15 protein-coding genes are annotated in these 25,461 nt (G+C 54.0%); 8 read left to right on the top strand and 7 right to left on the bottom strand.

The window, feature by feature from the left end:
• The first annotated feature begins 339 nt into the window (after positions 1-339).
• A complete protein-coding gene (locus V8L73_RS19905; protein ID WP_422655628.1) occupies positions 340-513 on the top strand; it encodes an IS1/IS1595 family N-terminal zinc-binding domain-containing protein in 174 nt (57 codons plus the stop codon).
• A gap of 97 nt (positions 514-610) precedes the next feature.
• Here the strand turns inward: V8L73_RS19905 and V8L73_RS12945 are convergent, their stop codons facing one another.
• The 5 genes from V8L73_RS12945 to V8L73_RS12925 form a co-directional block, all read right to left on the bottom strand.
• Positions 611-901, bottom strand: a complete 291-nt coding sequence (locus V8L73_RS12945; protein ID WP_027275926.1) for a hypothetical protein — start codon at positions 899-901, stop codon at positions 611-613.
• Positions 902-1,015: 114 nt separating this feature from the next.
• Entirely contained in the window at positions 1,016-1,648 is a 633-nt protein-coding gene (locus tag V8L73_RS12940; RefSeq protein ID WP_027275927.1) for a LysE family translocator, read from the bottom strand.
• Positions 1,649-1,746: 98 nt separating this feature from the next.
• Positions 1,747-2,070 (bottom strand): YnfA family protein, encoded by a 324-nt coding sequence (locus V8L73_RS12935; RefSeq protein ID WP_027275928.1) that lies wholly within the window; start codon positions 2,068-2,070, stop codon positions 1,747-1,749.
• A gap of 6 nt (positions 2,071-2,076) precedes the next feature.
• Positions 2,077-2,589 carry a methylated-DNA--[protein]-cysteine S-methyltransferase gene (locus V8L73_RS12930; protein WP_347253177.1) on the bottom strand — a complete coding sequence of 171 codons (513 nt, stop codon included), beginning with the start codon at positions 2,587-2,589 and terminating at the stop codon, positions 2,077-2,079.
• Positions 2,576-4,105 carry a DNA-3-methyladenine glycosylase 2 gene (locus tag V8L73_RS12925; protein ID WP_347253176.1) on the bottom strand — a complete coding sequence of 510 codons (1,530 nt, stop codon included), beginning with the start codon at positions 4,103-4,105 and terminating at the stop codon, positions 2,576-2,578. Before V8L73_RS12925 ends, V8L73_RS12930 begins: the two co-directional genes overlap by 14 nt.
• 464 nt (positions 4,106-4,569) lie before the next feature.
• Here V8L73_RS12925 and brnQ point away from each other — a divergent pair, with 464 nt between their 5' ends.
• From brnQ to V8L73_RS19900, 6 genes are all read left to right on the top strand, one after another.
• Entirely contained in the window at positions 4,570-5,895 is a 1,326-nt protein-coding gene (gene brnQ, locus V8L73_RS12920; RefSeq protein ID WP_134389122.1) for a branched-chain amino acid transport system II carrier protein, read from the top strand.
• A gap of 97 nt (positions 5,896-5,992) precedes the next feature.
• Positions 5,993-7,357 carry a proline-specific permease ProY gene (gene proY / locus V8L73_RS12915; RefSeq protein WP_027275931.1) on the top strand — a complete coding sequence of 455 codons (1,365 nt, stop codon included), beginning with the start codon at positions 5,993-5,995 and terminating at the stop codon, positions 7,355-7,357.
• A gap of 696 nt (positions 7,358-8,053) precedes the next feature.
• Entirely contained in the window at positions 8,054-11,443 is a 3,390-nt protein-coding gene (locus V8L73_RS12910; protein WP_347253175.1) for an autotransporter outer membrane beta-barrel domain-containing protein, read from the top strand.
• Positions 11,444-12,176: 733 nt separating this feature from the next.
• Positions 12,177-17,543: an autotransporter outer membrane beta-barrel domain-containing protein gene (locus V8L73_RS12905; protein WP_347253174.1), complete on the top strand. Its 5,367-nt coding sequence runs from the start codon at positions 12,177-12,179 to the stop codon at positions 17,541-17,543.
• Positions 17,544-18,164: 621 nt separating this feature from the next.
• Positions 18,165-22,310 carry an autotransporter outer membrane beta-barrel domain-containing protein gene (locus V8L73_RS12900; RefSeq protein WP_347253173.1) on the top strand — a complete coding sequence of 1,382 codons (4,146 nt, stop codon included), beginning with the start codon at positions 18,165-18,167 and terminating at the stop codon, positions 22,308-22,310.
• 125 nt (positions 22,311-22,435) lie between these two features.
• Entirely contained in the window at positions 22,436-22,669 is a 234-nt protein-coding gene (locus V8L73_RS19900; RefSeq protein WP_422655587.1) for an IS1/IS1595 family N-terminal zinc-binding domain-containing protein, read from the top strand.
• 94 nt (positions 22,670-22,763) lie between these two features.
• On the opposite strand, the gene V8L73_RS12890 is transcribed toward V8L73_RS19900, so the two are convergent.
• Positions 22,764-23,366 carry a peroxiredoxin C gene (locus V8L73_RS12890; RefSeq protein ID WP_027275935.1) on the bottom strand — a complete coding sequence of 201 codons (603 nt, stop codon included), beginning with the start codon at positions 23,364-23,366 and terminating at the stop codon, positions 22,764-22,766.
• Between the two features lie 270 nt (positions 23,367-23,636).
• A complete protein-coding gene (locus V8L73_RS12885; protein WP_347253172.1) occupies positions 23,637-24,218 on the bottom strand; it encodes an ACP phosphodiesterase in 582 nt (193 codons plus the stop codon).
• Positions 24,219-24,383: 165 nt separating this feature from the next.
• Between V8L73_RS12885 and queA the strand changes: the two genes are divergently transcribed.
• The gene (gene queA, locus V8L73_RS12880; RefSeq protein WP_347253171.1) at positions 24,384-25,448 is read left to right on the top strand and encodes a tRNA preQ1(34) S-adenosylmethionine ribosyltransferase-isomerase QueA; all 1,065 of its coding nucleotides are present in this window, start codon (positions 24,384-24,386) and stop codon (positions 25,446-25,448) included.
• Positions 25,449-25,461 lie beyond the last annotated feature (13 nt).

The following is a 25,461-nucleotide window of genomic DNA, read 5'->3' as shown; positions in this document are numbered from 1 at the left end:
TTAGATTGATTGAAACCTGATAATTGGAGTATTTATCTGTAGTTTTATGTTTTTTATAATGTATATCTTATATAAATGAATTTTTCGATCTAATTTATCTATTTTGACTTTTTTATGGCAAAATCAAAGCCTCTGTTTAAGACTATAATCTTAAATGGATTAGCTTCTTTAAGAATATTAATGCCGCACTTTACTTTATGTTCTGGTAGTTGTTAGGTGGAAGAAAAATAAGTGCTATTTACTCTCAGAGAATTATTGATTGAATAGGGGTTGTTTTTCTTTCTTGTGATCGCCGCTTTGAAAAGCCATTTTATTAGGGAATAATAATTGAACCTACTTATGGACTATATGCACTTATTAAAACGAAAGGAAAAGCCGGCCTGTCGGCACTGTGGGCTGGTATCTGACGTTCGTTTGCATGGAAAAGCCAAATCTGGAATGACTCGTTATCGCTGCATGGCGTGTAAAAAAAGTTTTCAGCTTAAGTACATCTATGGCGCTTATAAAGAGTGAAATAACGGTATAAGGCTGACTATAGAGCCCGCCGCCGTTGGCGGGCTCTGGCGATCTTTTACGACGCTTGATTTTGGCGGTGTCTCGGAATAATAGCCTAATAGTTGCTGTAGCCCTTTGCCTTCATGCATTCACCCACCTTATCAACCTGCTGCTGTTCCTTCACCAAAAGGCTGTTTATTGCCTCATCGGTACCGCCTCCGTCAATGACGTCGAGGTGATAGCTGGAATTGGCTGACGCTCTGCTTTCCTCTTCGCACTGAATTCTGTCCGCGTTGGCCGATTCTGCGGAGGTACCTTCCTTTGACCAGTTGCCGACGGTTGGCGAGCTGCTACAGCCGGCCAGCATAAACAGAGAGAATAGAGAAATTGCCATTGCCTTTTTCATAGTTGCTCCGCGCACTGTAGTAAGTTTCCAAATGTAGCTTAATCATAGCTGATTATGGCCGCTTATATTTGGTTGCAAAGTAACAATGATAGAAACTTTTTGCAAAGATGTGGCTTATCTTCTCGCCTCAAACGCCATCCTAACGGCAAGGCCCGCCAATACGCCGCCCATTAGCCAACGTTGAACCAGGATCCAGGCGGGGCGGCCGGTTAAAAACTTGGCGATGTAGGCTGCGCTAATCGCGATAGCGGCATTTATGGTAATGCTGGTGACAATCTGAATGGAGCCTAAGATCAACGATTGAGTCATCACGCTGCCGTGGGCCGGCGTAATGAACTGCGGCAACAAGGAAAGGTACATAATGGCGATTTTGGGATTAAGCAGGTTAGTCACCAGTCCCATCATAAACAGCTTTTTGGGCCCGTCTTTGGGCAGGTCGCGCACCTGAAACGGCGAAACGCCGCCGGGCTTTATCGCCTGCCAGGCTAAATACAATAGGTAAATCACGCCGCCAAAGCACAGGGCTTCATAAGCGTAAGGGACTGCCAGCATCAGCGTCGTAATGCCCGCCGCGGCGCAGAAAAGGTAAAAAACGAATCCCAAGGCAACGCCAATCAGAGAGATGAGCCCCGCGGTTCTTCCCTGAGACAGCGAGCGAGAAACGAGATAGAGCATATTGGGGCCGGGCGTTAAGGCCATGCCGAGCGACAGCAGGGAAAAGGCGATAAGCTGGGATGAATCCGGCATGGGAGATCCTTAAGTATGAAGTGGCTCGTTTTCAAACTTATAGCGGATTTCCCACGCTTTTTTTGATGTAACAATCACAAACTTAAGGTTTACCTGCCTTAGGCGCGCCAGCCGCTGATAATAATCAGCGCGCCGCACGCGACGACGGCTGCGCCCAGCCAGTCGTAGGTTGACAGCCTTACGCCATCGACCCAGCGCAGCCACACTAAAGCGGTGGCGACATAGATGCCGCCGTAGGCGGCGTAGACGCGTCCGCTGGCGGCAGGGTGCAGGCTTAAAAGCCAGACGAACAGCATCAGGCTTCCCGCTGCGGGAAAAAGCAGCCATGCGGATGCGCCTTTCCTAAGCCAAAGCCAGGGTAAAAAGCAGCCGATGATTTCCGCCAGCGCGGTGGCGACAAACAGCAAAACCGTTTTTATCATGGCGGATTACTGCGCTCCTTTCTCGAAGTTCAGCAGCTTTTCTTTAATGGCAATACCGCCCTCATATCCCGTCAGAGAACCGTCCGAACCGATGACACGATGGCAGGGAACGATCAGGCTGATAGGGTTGGTGCCGTTGGCTCTCCCCACCGCGCGCACCGCTTTGGGGTTGCCGATGCGTTCCGCTAACGTACGATAGGTGATGGTTTCGCCCATCGGAATGCGGCACAGCTCCTGCCAGACGCGCATTTGAAAGGGCGTGCCGTTTAACGCAATGGGGAGATCGAACGTGCGGCGCTCGCCCCGTTGATACTGTTGGATCTGCTCTGCAACGAAGGCAATGCGCTTATCGCAGCGTTCAATGCCGTGCTGCTGCGCGTAGTCTTTGTCGTGTTCCAGATGAAAAGAGAGCCTGACCAACTGGCCGTCATCGTTAATCCAGGCAATTAGCGGACCAAATCGACTTTCTATCAGGCCAAAAGCGACCGCGTTGCGCAGGGGTTTATTACTCTGTTGCATAGGGTGTCCTCAGGGTTTCCCACAGGTGGGCCGTCGCCTGTGTTCTAAAAGGGGTAAAGGGCAGCATCAGCTGCTCGGCTTGAGCCGCGTTGGGGCGGGCTTCCAACGCGTAGAATCGTACCAGCGCTGCGGCCAGGCCGCTGTCGCCGACGGGGGCGCTGTCGGCAAAGCCCAGTCCGCGCATCATGGTATAGCGCGCCGTCCAGGGGCCGACGCCCTTGAGTTGACAAAGCGTCTTTTCTGCCGTTTCGGCAGAGCCGTAGGCCAGCGAATCAAGGTCGAACGAGCCGTCGGCAATAGCGCGAGCCGCGTCAATGAGGTAATTGGCCTTGGCGCGAGAAAATCGAATGCGGGTCAAGCTTTCGGGGGACAGTACGGCAATGTCGGAAGGGCGAGGGTGGATCCAAAGCCCTCCGTCGGAGGCCTGTCTTCCCGCAAGCTTGATTAAATCGTGCCTCAGCGCAGCAGCGAAGGTCAGGTTAATCTGCTGGCCGATAATCGCCCACGTCAGCGCCTCAAACGGCGTTGCCGTAAGAGGAACGTACAGAACGGGCGTCGCGTCGGCTAGCCGCTTGAGCGTCGGATTTTGCTTTGCGGCAGCGTAAAAGGCACCTGTATCAGTATGCAGCCCAAGCAGCTTCATCACCTGACGGTGGACCTCCACTCCAGAGGCGCTTGCCGACGCCTCTGGGCTCGGGGCCGTTTCCCAGCGGCAGTGGGCCTGCCCGTCGCCGATGCGCAGCGTGACAACCGCCGGGCGATCGTCAAGCCACAGCGCACGGGTAAATACGCCGTTTTCAAACCGTTCTGATAGCCCGCTTTGGTCGCGCAGGTGGTAGCGCCAGATCCCGTCCGGCGAATAGTCGGTGGGCAGCTTTAGGCTAAACTCATTCGCTCGGCTAAGCGCCCGATAGGTGCTGGGCGTCATGGCCATATGGGCCAAAAATTGCCGATGAAAGCTTGCCTCGCTGGCGAAGCCGACGGAAAGCCCCACGTTCAAGACGTTTTCAGTCGTTGAGAGCAGCGCATGACCGGCGGTTCGTACGCGCTCTTTGCCGATAAGGTCCGCGGGGGAAAGGTGAGCGTGGTGGCGCACCAACTCGTTAAGCTTGGTGCTGCTAACGCCGCACAGCTTCGCCAGCGCGGCGACGCCTTTGATTTTCGCAGGCTCTGCGCGAAGGCGTTCAAGCATGGCGTCAAACAGCCGAACGTCGGCGTTTTCTCCCCGATAGAACAAGTCGGGTCGACAGCGTTTGCAGATGCGGAATCCGGCATCAACCGCTTCTCTCTCGTTGGCTAAAAAGCGGATGTTTTTTAACAGCGGTTTTCTCGCTGGGCAGGAAGGCAGGCAGTATATGCCGGTGGACAGTACGCAGGTCAGAAATTTGCCGTCATAGCTGCGATCGTGCCTCAGGATGGCCTGATACATAAAATCGTCGCTCCAGCGTAGCGGTGCCTGTTTCATCGTCAATCCCCGTCTGCCGCCTATAGCGGCGTTGCCGATTTTTTTCGTCATGGTATCCGTTTTTTAAATCTGAGCATAACCAAATGCTGTACGACAGTGTGGCAGCCGGCGGAGGGAAATTCCTCTCATTCATACCGTTAGATATTTATTCTGCCGCTGAGCCGTAGCAGGGGGAAACGTTTTGGGGTTTGCCCGCTTACCCGTGCGATTAGCTGATTAAAATGTGAGCATGTCGCTCGATGATTATTGGTTATTTCTGCGGTTTTGTGTGGCTATATCACCTGTATTAGAATTATCTTTAGATGATTATTCTGTGATGGCCGCCGAGGGTTGTTTTTTAACACTGTTATTGTGTTTACTTAGCGCGTCCTGAACGGCGCTATCGTAAAAAGCGCGTGCGGAATGCCTTTTTCTCCAGACCTTTTTAGGGAAACTTTGCGTCTTTAATCGATGAAAAAGCGTCAATCGCCGTATCCGATGCGTAGCGAAAAAGATTCATTTTTGCCAAATTCCTTATTATGAAACAGTTAAATTCTAGAGATATCATTGCCCTGGGCTTTATGACCTTTGCCCTGTTTGTCGGCGCTGGGAACATCATTTTTCCACCTATGGTGGGGCTAGAGTCGGGTGAAAACGTTTGGCTTGCCTCCCTTGGCTTTCTGTTAACTGCGGTGGGTCTTCCCGTCATTACCGTGATCGCGCTGGCGCGCGTCGGCGGAGGCATTGAGTCGTTAAGCGCGCCCATCGGTCAAAAAGCCGGCCTGCTGCTGGCGACGGTGTGTTATCTGTCCGTCGGGCCGCTGTTCGCTACGCCGCGCACCACCACCGTTTCCTTCGAGCTGGGCATTGCGCCTCTGCTGACGAATAAAGAAAGCCCGCTTCCTCTATTTATCTATAGCCTCGTTTATTTCTCTTTGGTGATTCTGGTTTCCCTCTATCCGGGCAGGCTGTTGGACACCGTTGGGCGCTTTTTGGCACCGCTTAAGATTGTCTCGCTGGCGATTCTGGGCGCGACGGCGTTGATTTGGCCTGCAGGGCACCATCTTCCTGCGCTAGAGGTCTATCAAAATATTCCTTTTTCCAAAGGGTTCGTTGAGGGCTATCTTACGATGGATACGCTCGGCGCGCTGGTGTTCGGCATTATTATCGTCAACGCCGCCCGTTCTCGCGGCGTATCAAGCTCGATGCTGCTGACGCGCTATACGATGATAGCCGGCATTATTGCCGGCATCGGCCTGACGCTGGTTTACCTAAGCCTGTTCAATCTGGGGTCGAGCAGCGGTTCTCTTGCTGCTAATGCGACCACCGGTGCGGATATCCTTCACGCCTATATACAGTATACGTTCGGCGGTTATGGCAGCCTGTTTCTGGCTATCATGATCTTCGTCGCCTGCATGGTGACGGCGATAGGATTGACCTGCGCCTGCGCCGAGTTTTTCTCGAAGCTGCTGCCGCTGTCTTACCGCTCGCTGGTTTTCATACTGGCTCTCTTCTCTATGGTGGTGTCTAACATGGGGCTTAGCCACCTGATTAAATTTTCTGTCCCCGTGATGACCATCATCTATCCACCCTGTATTGCTCTGGTGCTGCTAAGCTTCATCAGCAATCTTTGGAAATGTGAAAGTCGTGTTATGATCCCGGTAATGCTGGTAACATCACTGGTCGGCGTTTTGGACGCGATTAAAGGCTCTCCTATGGCGGAGATATTGCCGTCATGGGTTGGAAAACTGCCGGGCGCGAGTCAAGGGCTGGCGTGGCTGGTTCCCATGCTGGTGACGCTGGTGATTGCAGGCATCATTGACCGCCTGTGCGCTGCACCGAACAAGACATCCAACGCTTAACTATCCGGTTAGACTAGCGGGCAAAATGACCCGATGCATGAAAAACGCCGCGGCCCTGTCTGCGGCGTAATAATGATAAGAGAAGAGTAAACATCGCATGGAAAAACAGACCAACAAGCTTAAACGGGGGCTGACCGCCCGCCATATTCGGTTTATGGCGTTAGGTTCTGCCATAGGTACCGGCCTGTTCTACGGGTCAGCAAGCGCAATCAAGATGGCGGGGCCAAGCGTGCTTTTAGCCTATCTTATTGGCGGTATTTTCGCTTTTATCATTATGCGAGCGCTGGGGGAAATGTCGGTCCATAATCCGCAGGCGGGCTCGTTTTCTCGCTACGCGCAGGACTACCTGGGGCCTTTGTCCGGCTATTTGACGGGCTGGATGTACTGCTTTGAGATCCTCATCGTCGCTATCGCCGACGTCACGGCGTTCGGCCTGTACATGAGCTTCTGGTTTCCAACCGTGCCGCTGTGGGTCTGGTGCTTAAGCGTCGTGCTGATTATCGGCGCCATCAACCTGGTGCACGTGAAGGTCTTCGGCGAGTTTGAGTTTTGGCTGGCCTTTATCAAAGTAGCGACCATCGTCATTATGATTTTGGCTGGGATCGGCATCATCGTCTGGGGCTTTGGCAATCAGGGCCAGCCGACCGGCATTCACAACCTGTGGACCAACGGCGGGTTCTTTGCCCACGGCGCGCTGGGCATGATCCTGTCGCTGCAGATGGTGATGTTCTCCTACGGCGGAATTGAAATCATCGGCATCACCGCCGGTGAAGCGGAAGATCCGAAGAAGACCATTCCCAAAGCGATTAACTCCGTACCGTTCCGTATCCTGCTTTTCTACGTCGGTACGCTGTTCGTTATTATGTCCATCTTTCCGTGGGATCAGGTGGGTACGCACGGCAGCCCGTTTGTACTGACCTTTGAGAATCTGGGCATTACTGCCGCCGCCGGCATTCTGAACTTTGTCGTTATCACCGCATCGCTTTCCGCGATTAACAGCGACGTCTTCGGCGTGGGACGCATGCTGTTCGGGCTTGCCGAGCAGGGGCATGCGCCGAAGGTGTTTACCAAAGTGAATAAACGCGGTGTGCCATGGGTTACGGTCATCGTGATGATGGTGGGTCTGCTGGTGGCGGCCTACCTTAACTACATCATTCCGGAAGACGTGTTCGTCGTGATTGCTTCGCTTGCGACCTTTGCAACGGTCTGGGTATGGATAATGATCCTGCTGGCGCAGATTGGCTTTCGCCGCAAGCTGACGCCGGAACAGGTGGCTAATTTGGAGTTCCCGCTGCGCGGTGGTGCGACGACGTCGGTGATTGCACTGATTTTCCTGGTGGGCATTATCGTACTTATCGGCTACTTCCCGACGACCCGAGTGTCGCTGTACGTCGGCCTGGCCTGGGTAGCTTTTATGGTGCTAGCCTACTATGTAAATAAAGCCATCAGGCGCAGTAAGTAGCTCAATTGCGTTAATACAGCTCGTAGATGAAAATTAAGTCGGCCAATATTGGCCGACTTAATTGTTTTAGAGACCGTTCTATTACGATATACCCTATCCTTTTAGCATATTTTCCTTTCTTTTTATCTTCTTTACCATTCAAAAAACTCTTGCCTTATTTCTCCTTAATTATCTGTTTTTGACCATATTTTTTGCTTTTGTCTCATGGTGAATGATTTTTTTGGAATTTAATTCTGTAAAATATTTAATTTTCGATCTAAATTTGGACATTAAAAATTAAAATTTGATCTTAATGATCGTACAAATATCGTGTAATATGTCCGCCGCTCAATTTTCTATTTTTTTAATAAGGGTTTTTTTACCTCATTTGAAATAGTTAAACCGTTGGCTAAATACAAAAGTAATCGATTAAACAATGGGTTACTTTGTTTCGGTGGTTGTTGGAAGTATAAGGGAGGAGTGGCTTAGGGAAGAGGTTAAGCGATCGGTAACTACTGTAAATAAATATACCTAGATTGGGATGAATAACTCTCAAAGGGTGGTCGTTCGCCTTTTTTAGGGATTAATATTCAAACAGGGATGAATGTTAGAGCCGTTAGGCACATTTAACACTGATTTTTTATTTCTTGTCTAAGTCTTTCCTGTCTCGCCACCGTGATGTGTTTTCTGCTTCATTAGTGATGAGAGATACGGAATATGAATAGAAATTACAATATTGTTTGGAACGCCGCTCGCAGCATGCACGTAGTGGCTTCTGAGCTGGCCTGTGGAGATAGTCGGATACCGAGTCGGGTTCGTGCCGCAGGCGTCGCTGTGGGGTTGATTTTATCCGGAATGGGCTATGCGAGCGCCGCAGAAGTCGGCCCGCAGAGCGGCGCCAGCGTTGTATTGCAAAACGGCGATACCGTTACGGTAACGACGGGCGGAACGGGCATTAACAGTACGGTGACCGGGGGCAGCGGCCTGCAAATCGATGGAAAGGCGACCATTAACGTTTCCGGCGACTCTGGCTCCAGCGGCGTGAAGCTTGATAACTCTGCGAGCAACGAGCTGGGCGTCGGCACGGAAATTCACGTCACGGATACCGGAACTTCAACCAGCGCTTCAACGACCGGTCTCTATATTGATAATAATAACGCCGGAACCCACGTTAATGCTGACGGGCTTGTGGTTGATGTGAGCGCGGATAAAAGCGCCTACGGCATCTATACCGATGGCAGTGGAGACGCTATCTCTCTGGGTAAAGGGAGCTCTATTACCGCAAAATCTGACACCAGCATTGCCCGCAGCGTTTATCTGAGTAATAGCAACGGCAGTTTTAGCATTGACGGCGGTTTTATCCGTGCCGAAACGGCGGCGGCCGATCAGGCCACCGGGCTTAGCGCGGAGTTTTCAGATCGCGCAGATATTACGCTGGGAAAAGATACCCGAATTGAGGCTGAAAGCGCACTCGGCTCAAGTACGGGTGTTGCAATGGGCTCAAACGGCACGCTTACCGGTGAAGGCGTTGAGGTTAGCGTTAAGGGCGCCAATACAACCTCCGGCGTAACGGTCGGCTCAGGCAGTACCGTTGACTTCGGCAAAGGTAGCTCAATTAACATGCAGGGCAACGCCAGCTACTCCACCGGCATTTATACGGGCGGAACAAATTCCTCTTTTACTGCTGACGGCATTAGCCTCAACATGGAAACAACGCGTACCGGTAGTTCTACCGGGCGTGGAGTTGAAGTTTACGGAGAAGGCGCCAGCGTGGATTTAGGGAGCGGTAGTACCGTGTCCGTACATGGCTACACGGCCGGGGGCGGGATCACCTTAACCGGTCGGGATTCTGGATATGCCCCCGTTTCTTTTAAGGCCGATAGGCTAACGGTAGACGTAACGGGTAAGAGCGTCAATGGCATTCAGGTTGACGGCGGAACGATGGATCTCGGTTCCGGCAGCAGCGTCAGCGCTAACGGAACGGCAGAGACTATCTGGGTTACCGACGGTGAGCTAAAGGCAAAAGAGCTTACCGTTAAGACGGCGCAGTCGACAGGCATCCTCGCCCAAGGCGGGACGGTAATGATCGGCGAGGGCAGCGTTATCGATGGCAGGATCGTCGGCGCGTCGGGGTCTACCAACGGCATCGCGGCCGGATATAAGGGATTTGGTAATGAAACGGCCACGGTCAACTTTAACGGCACCGAACAGAATCGAAACACCATCTATGGTATGAACGGCTATGGCGCATCCTCCCAGTTTGCGGGGCAAACGGTCAATATCTCCAATACGGACATCGTTATGGGCGGTACATCGCGCTCATACGGCCTGTGGGCCATCGGCAACTACAGCTTTACGCAGGCGGGAGTCATCAACGCCAAAAACGTAGCGATAGACATGACCAGCCTTGGCGAGAACGGTTATGGCGTCGTTGTTCAGCAGGGCGGTATCGTTAATCTGACAGGCGATACGACAATAAAAACCGACGGTGGCGTAGCGATTTGGAACCCGCGCGTTGGCAGCTCCAGCGATCCCGATGTGGTTTATCAGGGCGGTACGATTACCGGTACCGGAAAAATGGACATTACCGGCGATATCGTCAACAGCGGCTGGGGAACTATCGATCTCACCATGGACGCGGGGTCTCTATTTACCGGTGCGACCTCTGTCAATGCCGCATTAGGCGATGATTCAACTCTGAATCTGGCATTGGAGAACCGGGCCCAGTGGACGATGACCAGCAGCTCCAGCCTGAGTAACCTGACCAACGGGGGCAGCATCGTCAGCGGCGGCGCTACGCCGGGCAGCACGCTTTCCGTCAGCGGCGACTACGTCGGTAACGGCGGTACTCTGACGCTCAATACTCAACTGAACGGCGACGACTCGCTGACCGACAGGCTGGTGGTCAACGGCAATACGTCGGGCACGACGACGCTGATGGTCAACAATGTTGGCGGTCAGGGCGCGTTAACGACAAACGGCATCGAAGTGGTGAACGTCAGCGGCAGTTCCGACGGCGAGTTTACTCAGGGTAATCGCTTGCAGGCCGGATTATTTGAATATCGCCTGTACAAAGATGGTGCCAACTGGTACCTGCGCTCGTTGGCCGTCGATCCGACGCCCACCCCCGATCCCGATATCGATCCTGATGTCGATCCCGTCACTCCGCAGTACCGCCCGGACATCGGCGCCTTTGTCGGCAACCAGGCGATGATGAAGAACCTGCAAATGCAGACGCTGTACGATCGCGAAGGCAGCCAGTACCAGTCGAAGGACGGTGCGGTGTGGATGCGCTTTAAAGCGGGTATGGCGGACTCCACGGCGGCGAACGGTAACGTGGATATCGACAACCACTACTCGCAAATCCAGCTGGGCGGCGACCTTGCGGCGTGGCGCCTAAGCGAGCATAGCCTGAACGTGGGCGTGATGGGCAGCTACGTCAAGGCGGATACCGACAGTAAGGGCAACCGCGGTGCGGACGGAAGCCGGTTCTCGGCCACCGGCAGCGTTGACGGATACAACCTGGGCGTTTACGCCACCTGGTTTGCCAATGCGCAAAGCCATCAGGGCCTGTACGTAGACAGTTGGTATCAGTACGGCATGTACGACAACACGGTGAGCAACGCTGGGCTGAGTTCGGCAAATTATGACTCGACGGCCAACGCGGTGTCGCTGGAAACCGGCTATCGCCACGATGTTGTTATCCGCGAAGGCAGAACGTTGAGCCTGATCCCGCAGGCGCAGATAGTATGGCAAAACTACCGTGCCGATGCGGTGAATGTCGACGGCACGCGGGTCGATGGCCAGAATGGCGATTCGTGGACCAGCCGCTTAGGCCTGCGCGTAGCGGGCAAGATGGACAAGGATCAGAACGTTATTCAGCCGTTCCTGGAAGCCAACTGGCTGCACAGCACCGATGACGTATCGGTTTCGTACGACGGCGCCAGCGTGAAGCAGGACCTGCCGGCGGACAGGGCCGAGCTGAAGGCGGGTATACAGGCCAACTTTGGCTCACAGTGGAGCGTAGCGGCGCAGGCCGTCGGCCAGAAGGGCAGCCACGGCTACGGCGACGCGAGCTTTGGGCTGAACGTGCGCTATAGCTGGTAAGTCAAAGTTGTAATAACACGCTAAGGCCGGTAATTCCGGCCTTAGCCTTTTTGAGAACCATATTACTCCGAGGCTACATAAAGGTTTTTAAATATTAGGCTAATGTATTTATCCTTAGGGGGCGCTCTAGCTATTTATAAATAGAATTTTTCCCTATGTAGGCTGCAAAAATTGTATGTAGCCATAGGGTTATTTGCGTTTATTTTATTGCTAATAATTTCACTGACTTAATTTATTCTAATTTGTTGAAAATAGTTTCATATCCTGGTTGGTATCTGTAATTAATTTGACATACATCAAGTGGAGCATTATCGCTGTCTGAGTGTGTTATTTTAAATCTTAATTTTCTGTTTATTCGATTTTTTTAACTGTAAAAAAGTGATTTAGATCTTAATTATCGTTTGTTTTTTGTTTAAAATAAGGTATCGCAACTCTTATTTTATTTGTTAAGGGTTGTTTTTTATCAGGATGTTATTGTTTTCTCTATTTAATAAATAGAGGGTGAGCTTAGGGATGAGGCACTGGAAATAGTATTATAATAGACTTAAGGTCTATGTTTGGACTTTCAATCCTATTCTTTTAGAACGTGAAAATAGCCCATAAAAAGCCAGATAAGAATGACGGCATATTTCTGCTCATTGAGTTTTTATCACTCACCTAAACGCTCTCAAAAACTTAAGCGTAATCGCATTCAACGCGATTTTTGTTTTACCTAATGAAAGATGCTTGTCATATGAATAAAAGCTATAACATTGTTTGGAACGCGGCGCGGAATATGTATGTCGTTGCGTCCGAACTGGCGCGCGGAGATAACAGAATACAAGGTCAGGTGCGCGCCGTTGGCATAGTCCTTGGGCTGGCAATGGTGGGAACGGGCATAACCTCGATGAACGTATTAGCCGACGAGGTTGGGCCGCAGAGTGGCGCCAGCGTGGCGCTGCAGGATGGTGATACGATAACGTTGACGACGGGCGGAACAGGCGTCGATAGTTCGGTAACCGGCGGTGACGGCGTACAGATCGACGGTAAAGTCGTTATTGACGTTTCCGGCCGCGCCGAGTCTCGCGGAATAACGCTGGACAACGGCGTTGATAACGGTCTGGGGAGCGGGACGGAAATTAGCGTTACGACCGAGGGCATCAATTCAAGCGCAACTGGCCTTTTTATTGGTAGTGACAATGTTGAAACCCCAACCAGCGTAAAAGCCGATGGGCTTAAGCTGAATGTCGCTGGAGAGGAAGTCCTCTATGGTATCCAAAGCTTAGGAAAGGGCAGTTCGATAGATTTGGGGAAAAATAGCGCTATTAACGTGGAGAGTAGCGTAGGTGCTCGATATTACGGTGCTTATGGCGTTTATTTAGACAGCGATACTAAGAGCTTTAAGATGGATAACGGCGCTATTCGCGTTGTTGTAGAAGAAAATTATAGCTACGGTATTTATAGTAAGGGCGGTGCCTCAGTTGATTTTGGTAAAAATACCCAAATCGAGATTAAAAATCAGGGAGACGGGATAGCCATAGGAGAGAACGGAACTTTACAGGCCAGTGGCTTGACGATAAATACCGATATTAAGAGAGGGACTTCAGCCGGTATTCGGTTATATGACAGTAGCAGTGCTGATTTGGGTGAGGGAAGCGCAATTTCCATTACCGGAGCCGCTTCTTATGGCGTAGCCGTCGATTTAAACGGTAAGAATTCTTCTTTTAAGGCGAACGGCCTCAACGTTGACATATCGACTACTTCTGCGGGCGCCCCATCTGCTCATGGTATTTATCTCCATGGTAACGGAGCAAGCGCAGACTTAGGCAGCGGCTCAACGATTACCATACGGGGCGCCAATCAAGGATATGGGATTATCCTTTTTCGAGGCGCCGGTTCTTTTAAAGCCGATCGCCTTACCTTGGATGTGAGTAACAACGATAGTACCCACTTATATGGCATCAATGTTCAAGGCGATAGCAATATTGTCGATCTGGGTTCGGGCAGCCGCATCAGCGCAGACGGCCGCGCAGAAACGATTTTTATGTACGGCGGCAAGCTGACGGCGCAAGAGCTTACCGTCAAGACGGCGCAGGCAACGGCGCTTTACGTTTCCGGCGGAAGGGTGTCAATTGGCGCAGGCAGCGTGATTGACGGGCGAGATGCCGTTTCAGGAAAATCGACCAACGGCATTCTGGCCGGATACTCTCCGTCAATTGGCGGCAGCAGCATGGGCTCAATTGTTGATTTTCACGGCAGTGAGCAAAACCGTAACGCTATCTATGCGGTGAAAGGCTATGGCGCATCAGCATACAGCGCAGGGTATACGCTCAATATTTCTAATACCGACATTGTCGCGACGGGGCAAGGCAGCTGCGGGCTACTGGCAACGGGGCCTAGCACCGCTTCATCGACGTCTGGAATTATTAATGCCAAAAATATGAACATTGAAGTGAATGGCGGCGCCTACGGCCTTTCCGCACAGTGGGGCGGCCTTGTTAACTTCAACGGCAATACGACAATTAGCGCCAAGGATTCGGCGTATGCTATCTACAGTATGGGGGGCACGATTAAAGGTAGCGGCGTGATGAACATCCGCGGCGACGTGTTTGCCAGCGGCGCATATGAGACCGAACTTGTCATGGACGAGGGCTCGAATTTTAACGGCGGCGCTTTTACCAGCGACAGCATTCTGAATCTGACGCTAAAAGAAAAGGCCCAGTGGACGATTGATTACGCGGGCAGCTTGCAGAGCTCCGCAGTAAGTAAGCTTGACAACGCGGGTACGGTCATTTTTACCTCCGATAGCAGCGGCCGCAGTACGCTAAAGGCGACCGAACTCATGTTAAGAGATACCAGCGAAGTTCACGTCGGCGTTGACGCCGCCGTCAGCGGCCCGCTGATTACCGGCAACGGCGTGACGCTGGACGGCTCTCTTGTTATCACCGACGTCGGCAACGTCACTGCCAATATCGATCTGGCCAGCATGCAGCAGGTAACGCTGATTGATGCCGATACTTCCATCGTTGGCAATTTTGACAGGCTGTCTGCGGCAGTGAGTATGCCGGACTACATCGCCGTTAAGGGATGGATAGACGCCGACGACGATACCAAATACCTGTTGAGCACGGGCCTAAGCTGGTATGTGGGCGATGCGCCGAGCGTTCTGTCAACCACCCCGGCTCACGGCACGTTTACGCTGGCTGATGCCGACGACGGTTTCACGGTGACGAGCGCACTGGTTGACGTCGCGCCGGAGGCCGCCACCGATTGGGGCGGTAAAACGCTGACTAAACGCGGAGAGGGCGCGCTTACCTTAACGGGCAACAACACCTACAGCGGCGGCACGGTTATCAATGGCGGTACGCTGATAGCGAATAACACCTATTCTTTGGGCTCTGGCGATATAGAAAACAACGCCACGCTGAAGCTGGGCGAAGGCACGCTGAATGCCCATTTAAGCGGCGCTGGCCTGTTGGTGAAAATCGGCTCAAGTTCCCTGACGCTAGCCGATGCGGCCAACTCCTACAGCGGCGGCACTACTATTACTGCCGGCCGGGTGATTGCCAATAATGCGGGTGCGCTGGGTATTGGCGATATTGACAATGAGGGAACGCTGCAATTAAGCGAAGGTACGTTAGCCGGCGCGCTGAACGGCAGCGGGAACCTGGTAAAGAGCGGCGGGGGAGAGCTGACGCTCAGCGACAGCAGCGGCTACAGCGGCGGCACGACGATTAGCGGCGGTACGCTGACGGCCAATAGCGCCAGCGCGCTGGGCGTGGGCAACGTAGAAAATAACGGTACGCTGAAGCTCAATGAAGGCGAGTTGAGCAGCACGCTAAGCGGAACCGGCGAACTGGTGAAGGTTGGTGGCGGCGAACTGACGCTTTCCGGCAATAACGCCTACGGCGGCGGTACGACGATTAACGGCGGTACGCTAACGGCCGCCAACGTTAACGCGCTGGGAGCGGGAGACATCGACAACGGCGGTCGACTGGTGCTAAACGTGAACGACACGTTTACGCTGGCGAACGTAACCACGCGCAGCGGCGGCGCCACCGCGCTGTCTGCGGGCAGCTCGCTGGATGCGGCTTCGCTGATGCAAGAGAGCGGTAGCCGACTGGACATCGCGCTGGATGCCTACTCCGGCAGCCCGATTATCGCTGCCGATAGCGTTCAACTGGCGGGCGGCCTGAACATCACCGGGTTTGGCAATATCGAAGACGAGCTTGACCATGAGTTTCGCACTTTTACCGTTATTGACGCCGATAGCGCCATAGGAGGCGACTTCGATAGCCTGACCGTGGCCGGGATAAGCGCGCTGCAGGTGGATTTTATGGCCGTCAGCGGGCGGATAAGCGCCACCGATAATACGCAGTATGAACTCAGCACCGGGCTGAGCTGGTATGCCGGAGGTTACACGTCAATGTCTCCGGCGCACGGCACGTTCACCCTGAAGGAGGGTGAACAAAGCTTTGCGCTAAACGCGGCGCTGATCGACGTTGCGCCAGAAGCCGCCTCCGGCTGGGACGGCAAGTCGCTGACCAAAAAGGGCGCCGGCACACTGATCCTTACGGCAAACAACGCCTATAGCGGCGCGACGGACGTTCAGGGCGGTACGTTGTGGCTGGCCGACACCGGCGCTATTGGCGCAAGCGGCAGCCGGCAGGCGGTAAACGTGGCGCAGGCGGGAACACTCGGCGGCAGCGGTGTGGTGAACGGCAGCGTCAACAACCGGGGATTGTTGAGCTTTGATTCGCTGCTTACCGTTAATGGCCGCGTCACCAACTCCGGCAATATCGCCAGCGGTAACGGTACGCCGGGGGGCCGGCTGCTGGTGAACGGCGACTACGTCGGCAGCGGCGGTACGCTCACCCTTAACGCACAGCTGGAGGACGACGCTTCGCTCACTGACAGGCTGGTAGTGAACGGCAATACGTCAGGCACGACGACGCTGATGGTCAATAACGTCGGCGGTCAGGGAGCCGATACCACAAACGGCATCGAGGTGGTGAGCGTCAGCGGCAGCTCTAATGGGGTATTTACCCAGGGCAACCGCCTGCAAATCGGACTACACGAATATCGTCTGTATAAAGACGACGGCAATTGGTACCTGCGCACGCAGTCTTCCGATCCCGTTGACCCGGTTGACCCGTCAGATTCAGGCAATGCCGTCACCCCTCAATACCGTCCGGACATCGGCGCCGTCATCGGTAACCAGGCGATGATGAAGAGCCTGCAAATGCAGACGCTGTTCGATCGCGAAGGCAGCCAGCTTCAGTCGAAGGACGGCGCGGTGTGGATGCGCTTTAAAGCAGGTATGGCGGACTCCACGGCGGCGAACGGCAACGTGGATATCGACAACCACTACTCGCAAATCCAGCTGGGCGGCGACCTTGCCGCATGGCGTCTGGGCGAGCAGATCCTGAACGTGGGCGTGATGGGCAGCTACGTCAAGGCGGATACCGACAGTACCGGCAACCGCGGCGCGGACGGCAGCCGGTTCTCGGCTACTGGCGATGCGCACGGCTATAACCTGGGCGTTTACGCCACCTGGTTTGCCAACGCGCAGAGCCATCAGGGTCTGTATGTCGACAGCTGGTATCAGTACGGCATGTACGACAACACGATAAGCAACGATGGGCTGGGTTCGGCCAATTATGACTCGACGGCTAATGCGGTGTCGCTGGAGGCCGGCTACCGTCACGACGTTGTTATCCGGGAAGGCAGAACGCTGAGCCTTATCCCGCAGGCGCAGGTGGTGTGGCAGAACTATAAGGCTGATACGGTGAACGTCGACGGCACGCGGGTCGGCGGCCAGAATGGCGATTCATGGACCAGCCGCTTAGGCCTGCGCGTAGCGGGCAAGATGGACAAGGACCAGAACGTCATTCAGCCGTTCCTGGAAGCCAACTGGCTGCACAGCACCGATGACGTGTCGGTTTCGTTTGACGGCGCCAGCGTGAAGCAGGACCTGCCGGCGGACAGGGCGGAGCTTAAGGCGGGCATCCAGGCTAACTTTGGCTCACAGTGGAGCGTAGCGGCGCAGGCCGCAGGCCAGAAGGGCAGCCACGGCTATGGCGATGCGAGCTTTGGGGTGAACGTGCGCTATAGCTGGTAATAGGCAAAATCTGAAAAGGGCAATAGGGGGAGTCAGTCCCCCTATTGCTTTAATTAAGCCATCTTCTCTTACCTACCTGTCAGTATTTACTCCGTAATCCCAACCGTTGGTTTTATTTCATTTTTTTCCGTAGCTTTTACCTTATTTTAATTATCCATTTTTGGATCTATTAATATATTTTTTTTGGAAAAAGTAAAAGTTCGATCTCAGCAACGCATCATGTAGCATTGCATTTAACCACTGTTTTCTTATTTTTATCGGGGTGAAAGCTACTCCTGTGAAAGGAGAAAATGGGCGGTAGTAATGTAAATTAATCTTATTAAACAACTGATTAATTTTGTCAGCGAATGCTTGAATGTAAAGGGGGAAGAGGATTAAGAATGAGGTGAAAGACGCTGGGGTTGATATATAAATAAGCCTATATCTTTATTAATCAGGATTGAGTCGAGAGCTAATACATTAATTTGTATCGATGCTCGACGTCTATTTAAAGACGCCGATTAAGGATATGGTCGCGTTTTCTTCACTGAACTTTTATTTCTTTTCTATGCATTCTCTATTTCGCCGATGCGGCCGTCGTTGCGGTGCGCTTTGTTTCATTAAGGATGAGAAATACGGAATATGAACAAAAACTACAGTATTGTTTGGAACGCTGCGAGAAATATGTACGTTGTGGCTTCCGAATTGGCGTGTGGAGACAGTCGGGTACAGAACCGGGTTCGTACGGTAGGCGCGGCGATAGGTCTGATTTTATCCGGGCTGGGCTGTGCCAACGCAAATGAAGTCGGTCCCCAAAGCGGCGCCAGCATTGCGCTGCAAAACGGCGATACCGTCACGGCTACGACGGGCGGTACGGGGATCAACAGCTCGACGACCGGCGGCAGCGGCTTGCAAATTGATGGCAAAGCCGTCATTAGCATCTCTGGCGATGTGGGATCCATCGGCGTGAAGCTGGATAACTCGGACGCTAACAGTCTGGGTGATAAAACGGAAATTCACATCACGGATACCGGAACGACAACCAACTCTTCAAGCATAGGCCTTGATATTGAAAAAAATAACGCCGGCACTCGCGTGAATGCCGACGGCCTCGTGGTTGACGTAAGCGCTAAGCAAAGCGCCTACGGTATTTACAGCGGCGGCAGCAGCGACGTTATCTCTCTGGGCGAGGGGAGCTCCATTACCGCAAAATCCAGCAACAATATCGCTCGCGGCGTTTACCTCAACGACAATAAGGGCAGCTTTAGTATCGACGACGGATTTATCCGTGCGGAATCAGCTACCGCGCAGGCGACGGGGCTTAGCGCGGAATATTCAAAATATGTCGACATCGATCTGGGGGAAAATACCCGAATTGAAGCTGAAAGCGGGACGGGCTCGAGTACGGGGGTTGCCGTTGGTACAAACGGTAAGCTTACCGGTAACGGTATCGAGGTCAGCGTTAAGGGCGCCGGCACGACCTATGGCGTAACGGTAGACGCGAGCAGCGCGGTCGATTTTGGCGAGGGAAGCTCGATTGATATACAGGGCAATACCAATTCCTCCTCCGGCGTTTATCTCAGCGGAAAAAGCGCATCTTTTGTCGCCAATGGCATCAACATCACCATGAATACGACGCGCACCGGCACTACCAGCATAACTGGAAAGGGCGTGGACGTTTATGGTGACGGCGCAAGCGTAGACTTGGGCAGCGGTAGCACAATCTCTATGCACGGCTATTACAACGGCGGCGGAGTAACTTTAGCCAACAGAACCACGCCGGTTTCTTTTAAAGCTAATCAACTGACGGTAGACGTAGACGGCGACTGGGTTTACGGGGTCAAGGTCGACGGCGGAAACGTCGATCTCGGCTCCGGCAGCAGCATTAGCGCGACCGGAGTAGCTGAAAGCATTTGGGTGACCGGCGGCTCGCTGAAAGCGGACGCGCTCACCGTTAAAACCTCGCAGGCGACGGGCGTTCTGGCTCAGGGCGGGACAATCACTATCGGCGCGGGCAGCCTGATTGACGGCAGAAACGTCGGCGCGTCCGGAAAGACGAACGGCATCTGCGCGGGCTATAAAGGATACGGCAGCGGAACGGTCGTGGTTAACTTTAACGGCACCGAGCAGAATCGAAATACCATCTATGCGGTAAACGGTTACGGCGCTTCGTCGCAGTTTAACGGACAAACGCTCAATATCTCCAATACGGACATCATAATGAGCGGTTCCAAGCGCTCATACGGCCTGTGGGCTATCGGCAACTACAGCTTTACGCAGGCGGGGATCATCAACGCTAAAAACGTCATGCTGGATATGACAAGCCTTGGCGCGAATGGCTATGGCGTTGTGGTTCAACAGGGCGGCATCGTTAATCTGTCCGGCGATACAACGATAAAAACCGACGGCGGCGTGGCCGTTTGGAACCCACTTGTCAGCAGTTCCAGCGACCCAAGCCTTGTCTATCAGGGCGGTACCATCACCGGCACCGGAAAGATGGACATTACCGGCGACATCATCAACAGCGGGTGGGGAACGATTGACCTTACTATGGACGCCGACTCGCGCTTTGAGGGAAAAACCTCCGTTAATGCGCAGCTTGCGGATAACTCCACGCTAAATCTGGCGATGGCTGAGGGAAGCCAGTGGGCGATGACCAACGTTTCAAGCCTGAGCAGGCTCGACAACGCCGGTAAGGTGATTTTCGCCTACGACAGTGACGCCGGAGCCTACAGCACGCTGAAGGCCGGTAAGCTTACGCTTGCGAGCAGCAGCGAACTGGATGTCGATCTTGGCGCCGCGTCCCTGGGTAGCGATGCCGGTACGCCGCTGATCGCCGGCAATGACATCGATCTGGACGGCGTGCTCCACCTTAGCAACGTCAGCGATGCGTTCGGCCTCAGCGCCCTGACGTCAGACGCTGATTTGCCCCAGATGCAGGTAACGCTGATTGACGCGGACAGCGCCATTACGGGTAATTTTTCCAGCCTGTCGACGGATCCGATGACGGTACCGGACTATTTAGCTTTCAGCGGCAGGATCAGCGAGGCCGACGATACGCAATATCTGCTGGGCGGCGGCTTGAGCTGGTACGTGGAGCCTTCTTCGACGATGGCCGTCACGCCCGCCCACGGCAACTTCACGCTGGGTGAAGGGAAATCCTTTGAGGTCACTACCGCGCTGGTGGACGTCGCTCCGGAAGCGGCAACCGGTTGGGACGGCAAATCGCTGACTAAAAAGGGCGACGGCAAGCTTATCCTCTCTGCCGACAACGCCTACAGCGGAACGACCGACGTGCAGGGCGGCACGCTGTGGCTGACCGAAACCGGCGTTATTGGCGCAACCGGCAGCCAGCAGGCGGTGAACGTGGCGCCTGCAGGGACGCTCGGCGGCAGCGGCGTGGTAAACGGCAACGTGGATAACCGGGGCCTGATAAGCTTTGATACGCTGCTTACCGTCAACGGTAACGTCGCCAATGCGGGCAATATTGCCAGCAGCAATATTGCGCCGGGTGGAAAGCTGCTCATTAACGGCGACTATGCCGGCAGCGGCGGCACTCTGACGCTCAATACTCAACTGGGGGACGACGGTTCTCTGACCGATAGGCTGGTGGTAAACGGCAATACGTCGGGCACGACGACGCTGATGGTCAATAACGTCGGCGGTCAGGGAGCGGATACCAATAACGGCATTGAGGTGGTTAGCGTCGCCGGGCGTTCTGACGGCGATTTCACCCAAGGCAACCGGCTACAAATCGGGCTATACGAGTACCGTCTGTATAAAGACGGCGGCAACTGGTATCTGCGTACGCTGTCCGACGATCCTACCCCCGATCCCGACGTCAATCCGCAGTATCGCCCTGATATCGGTGCATTTATCGGCAACCAGTCGATGATGAAAAACCTGCAAATGCAGACGCTGTACGACCGTGAAGGCAGCCAGCTTCGCTCGGAGGACGGTGCGGTCTGGATGCGCTTCAAGGCCGGCCAGGCGGACTCGACGGTCGCCAACGGTGAAGTAGATATCGACAACCACTACTCGCAGGTCCAGTTGGGGAGCGACATTGCGGCGTGGGGTAACGGTGCGCAGAGCCTGAACGTGGGCGTGATGGGCAGCTACGTGAAGGCGGATACCGACAGCGACGGCAACCGCGGCGCGGACGGCAGCCGGTTCTCGGCCTCCGGCGATGCGCACGGTTACAACCTGGGCGTCTACGCGACCTGGTTTGCCGATGCGCAAACTCACCGCGGCCTGTACGTAGACAGCTGGTATCAGTACGGCATCTATGACAACGCGGTAGATAACCACGATCTGGGCTCAGTAAGCTATGACTCGACGGCTAACGCCGTGTCGCTGGAAACCGGCTATCGTCATGACGTTGTTATCAGCGAAGGCAGAACGCTAAGCCTTATTCCTCAGGCGCAGATCGTATGGCAGAACTATCGTGCCGACGCGGTGGACTTCAACGACGTGCGGGTCGACGGCCAGAACGGCGATAGCTGGACCAGCCGCTTAGGCCTGAGAGTAGCAGGCAAGCTGAATAAGGATCAAAACGTGGTCCAGCCGTTCCTGGAAGCCAACTGGCTACACGGCACCGACGACGTGTCGGTTTCGTTTGACGGCGCCAGCGTGAGGCAGGACCTGCCGGCGGACAGAGCGGAACTGAAGGCGGGGGTTCAGACCCGCCTGGGCGAACGTTGGAGCGTGGCGGCGCAGGCCGTGGGCCAGAAGGGCAGTCACGGTTACGGCGACGCAAGCTTTAGCCTCAACGCGCGCTACAGCTGGTAATCGCATAAAGCCAGGGAGCCGATAGCGCTTTGTCTATCGGCTTCCTCCTTTATCGCCTTATCTATTATTGAGTAACTTATCCAGTTCGTTGGACATGAACTTCTATAGAAAATGGAGACTATACGATGTTTACGGGAAAACCCCTCTGCCGCTTTTGCCTACAGGCAAATAAGGTCAGAAAACACGGGACGGCGCGTTCGGGGCATCAGCGCTATCTATGTACCGAGTGTCGAAGGACGTTTCAGCTGAAGTACATTTATCAGGCGTACAAGCATTATGAGGAAAAGGAGGTCGTTATGACCGGTGCGGGCGGTATGTCCGGGGGACTGCAAGACGTAACGGTAGGGTATCCCGGTTAAGCTAATTTTTACGCCTAAACAATTATTTAGCGGAAAAGAAAAAGGACCACACCGAAGTGCGGTCCTTTCCAATTTGTTAACGCAGTGCTTAAAATTACAGCGCAGCAGCGTTCTGAGACAGGTACTTGGCCACGCCTTCCGGAGAGTCCTTCATACCTTCTTTGCCTTTTTCCCACTGTGCAGGGCAAACTTGACCGTGCTCTTCGTGGAACTGCAGAGCGTCAACCATGCGCAGCATTTCGTCGATGTTGCGGCCCAGCGGCAGGTCGTTAACGACCTGGTGGCGAACAACGCCGTTTTTGTCAATCAGGAATGAGCCGCGCAGCGCAACGCCTGCGTCCGGATGTTCGATGCCGTAAGCTTTTTGAATTTCGCGCTTAACGTCGGCAACCATAGCGTACTTCACTTCGCCGATGCCGCCCTTGTCAACCGGGGTCTTACGCCATGCGTTGTGAACGAACTCAGAGTCGAAAGAAACGCCGACAACTTCAACGCCGCGCTTTTTGAATTCTTCATAGCGGTGATCGAACGCGATAAGTTCAGACGGGCAAACGAAAGTGAAGTCCATTGGCCAGAAGAACAGAACGGCAGGCTTACCGTTCAGATGATTCTTGAGGTTGAAGTTGTTAACGATTTCTCCGTTACCAAGAACAGCCGCAGCGGTAAAATCAGGGGCTTGGCGAGTAACCAGAACCATAATAACTCTCCTGTCAAATAAGTTAATGATAATGAATGAAACGTGACGGCAAGTATAGGCAGTTGAGCGTCAGTCTTAAAGGACATCTGGCCGATTATTGAGATAGTTTCCACCTATTAGGCCGCGTCGCTATAGCGAATAATGGCGAGGCGCAGCCTGAATGCCGCGATGCGATTACAGCTGTTAAACATACCCATAACATGTAGGGCTGTAAAGGCGTTATACGCTAATTTACCAACCCCAACAATGCGCGCGATTGCAAGGCAATGCCTATAGCTGACGTTTCTCCGCCATCGCCATCATTTCCGGATAGAAGCTTAAAAAGCTGGCTTCCAGCCTTTCATAGTTTTGTTCAATGTCGCTCATACAGCGCGACAGCGCCTCAAGCTTCGGGCGGCGAGCCGCCATGCCGTTGAGCGCATCGGCAACAAACGGCAGCTCGGCGTAGCGCTCAAGCCAGCGGTCTTGCCAGATGTACTGATTCAGCCGCTGAAAGCCGGGGGGCGTCAGGGCAACGAGAGGATCGATGCTGGCTTTGGCCCGCTTGATGAACGTCGGCAGCGGCGTTCTGCCGTCGACGTCTTCCCAGCGGCGCGACAGAAAGTGATCCCACAGCACGTCCAGCGCAATGGCGGAAACGCGGTAGTTGGAGCGGCTAAACAGCGATCGCGCTTCTTTAACCGCCTCCAGGCCATCGGTGAGCCTATCGATGCGGCGGTGCAGCATGATGCCGCTGGCAATCTCCGGAGAGTAGTCCGCGTCGGGCCTTCCGCGAACGAAGTCGGCCATCAGATTGCCGAGCAGAGAGCTTTCGGCAAGCGACGCTAAATGAAGGTGTGCGAGAAAATTCATGGCGCAAGTATAGCCTAATGTGAGTCTGCCGTCTTGGGGGCGCCGCGCGGCTCGCCCGTTCTTGCCGAAAGCGCGGACTTTTCTCGCCTTATTTCTTGCAGCCCGCTAAGGCAGGCTCTAGACTAAGCCGCCTGTTCGTCTCTAAACGTAAATTCATAAACTGCTATGCGCGTATCCGATTTTTCATTTGAACTTCCCGAGTCGTTAATCGCCCGCTATCCTCAGAAACAGCGCAGCGCCTGCCGCCTGCTTGGCCTGAACGGCGAAAGCGGCGAGCTGTCCGACGGCGTGTTTACCGACGTGCTGGACAAGCTTGAGGCCGGCGATCTGCTGGTGTTTAACAATACCCGCGTTATTCCTGCCCGCCTGTTCGGCCGTAAGGCCAGCGGTGGCAAAATCGAGATGCTGGTAGAGCGCGTATTGGACGACCACCGCGTGCTGGCGCACGTCCGGGCGTCTAAAGCGCCTAAGCCCGGCGCACAGCTGCTGCTGGGAGACGATGAGTCGATTCCGGCAACGATGGTCGCGCGCCACGACGCCCTGTTCGAGGTGCGTTTTGACGACGGTCGCGACGTGCTGGCGATCCTTAACGCCGCAGGCCACATGCCGCTGCCGCCCTACATTGACCGACCGGACGAAGAGGCCGATCGGGAGCTTTATCAGACCGTCTACAGCGAAAAGCCCGGCGCGGTCGCCGCGCCGACGGCGGGGCTGCATTTCGACGAGCCGCTGCTGGAGGCGCTGCGCCAAAAGGGCGTAGAAATGGCGTTCGTCACGCTGCACGTCGGCGCAGGCACCTTTCAGCCGGTCAGGGTTGATGACGTCAAAGAGCACGTGATGCACTCGGAGTATGCCGAAGTGCCGCAGGACGTGGTTGACACCGTGCTGGCCTGCAAAGCGCGCGGCAATCGGGTTATCGCGGTGGGCACCACTTCGGTGCGATCTTTGGAAAGCGCCGCTCAGGCGTCGGGAGAGGGGGAGCTTCAGCCTTTCTTTAACGACACCGCCATCTTTATCTATCCGGGCTATCGTTTTCGGGTGATTGACGCGCTTATCACCAACTTTCACCTGCCTGAATCAACGCTGATTATGCTGGTGTCGGCATTCGCCGGCTACGCCAACACCATGAAGGCCTATCGGCAGGCGGTAGAAAAGCAGTACCGCTTCTTTAGCTACGGGGATGCGATGTTTATTACGCGCAATCCGCAGGCTATTAATGAAATTCCTTAATTATCGGCATCGA

This window comes from Leminorella grimontii (genome assembly GCF_039789245.1).
GTDB classification, from domain to species: domain Bacteria; phylum Pseudomonadota; class Gammaproteobacteria; order Enterobacterales; family Enterobacteriaceae; genus Leminorella; species Leminorella grimontii.
The sequence above is the reverse complement of the archived record's forward strand: the minus strand, read 5'-3'. Positions and strand labels throughout refer to the sequence as shown.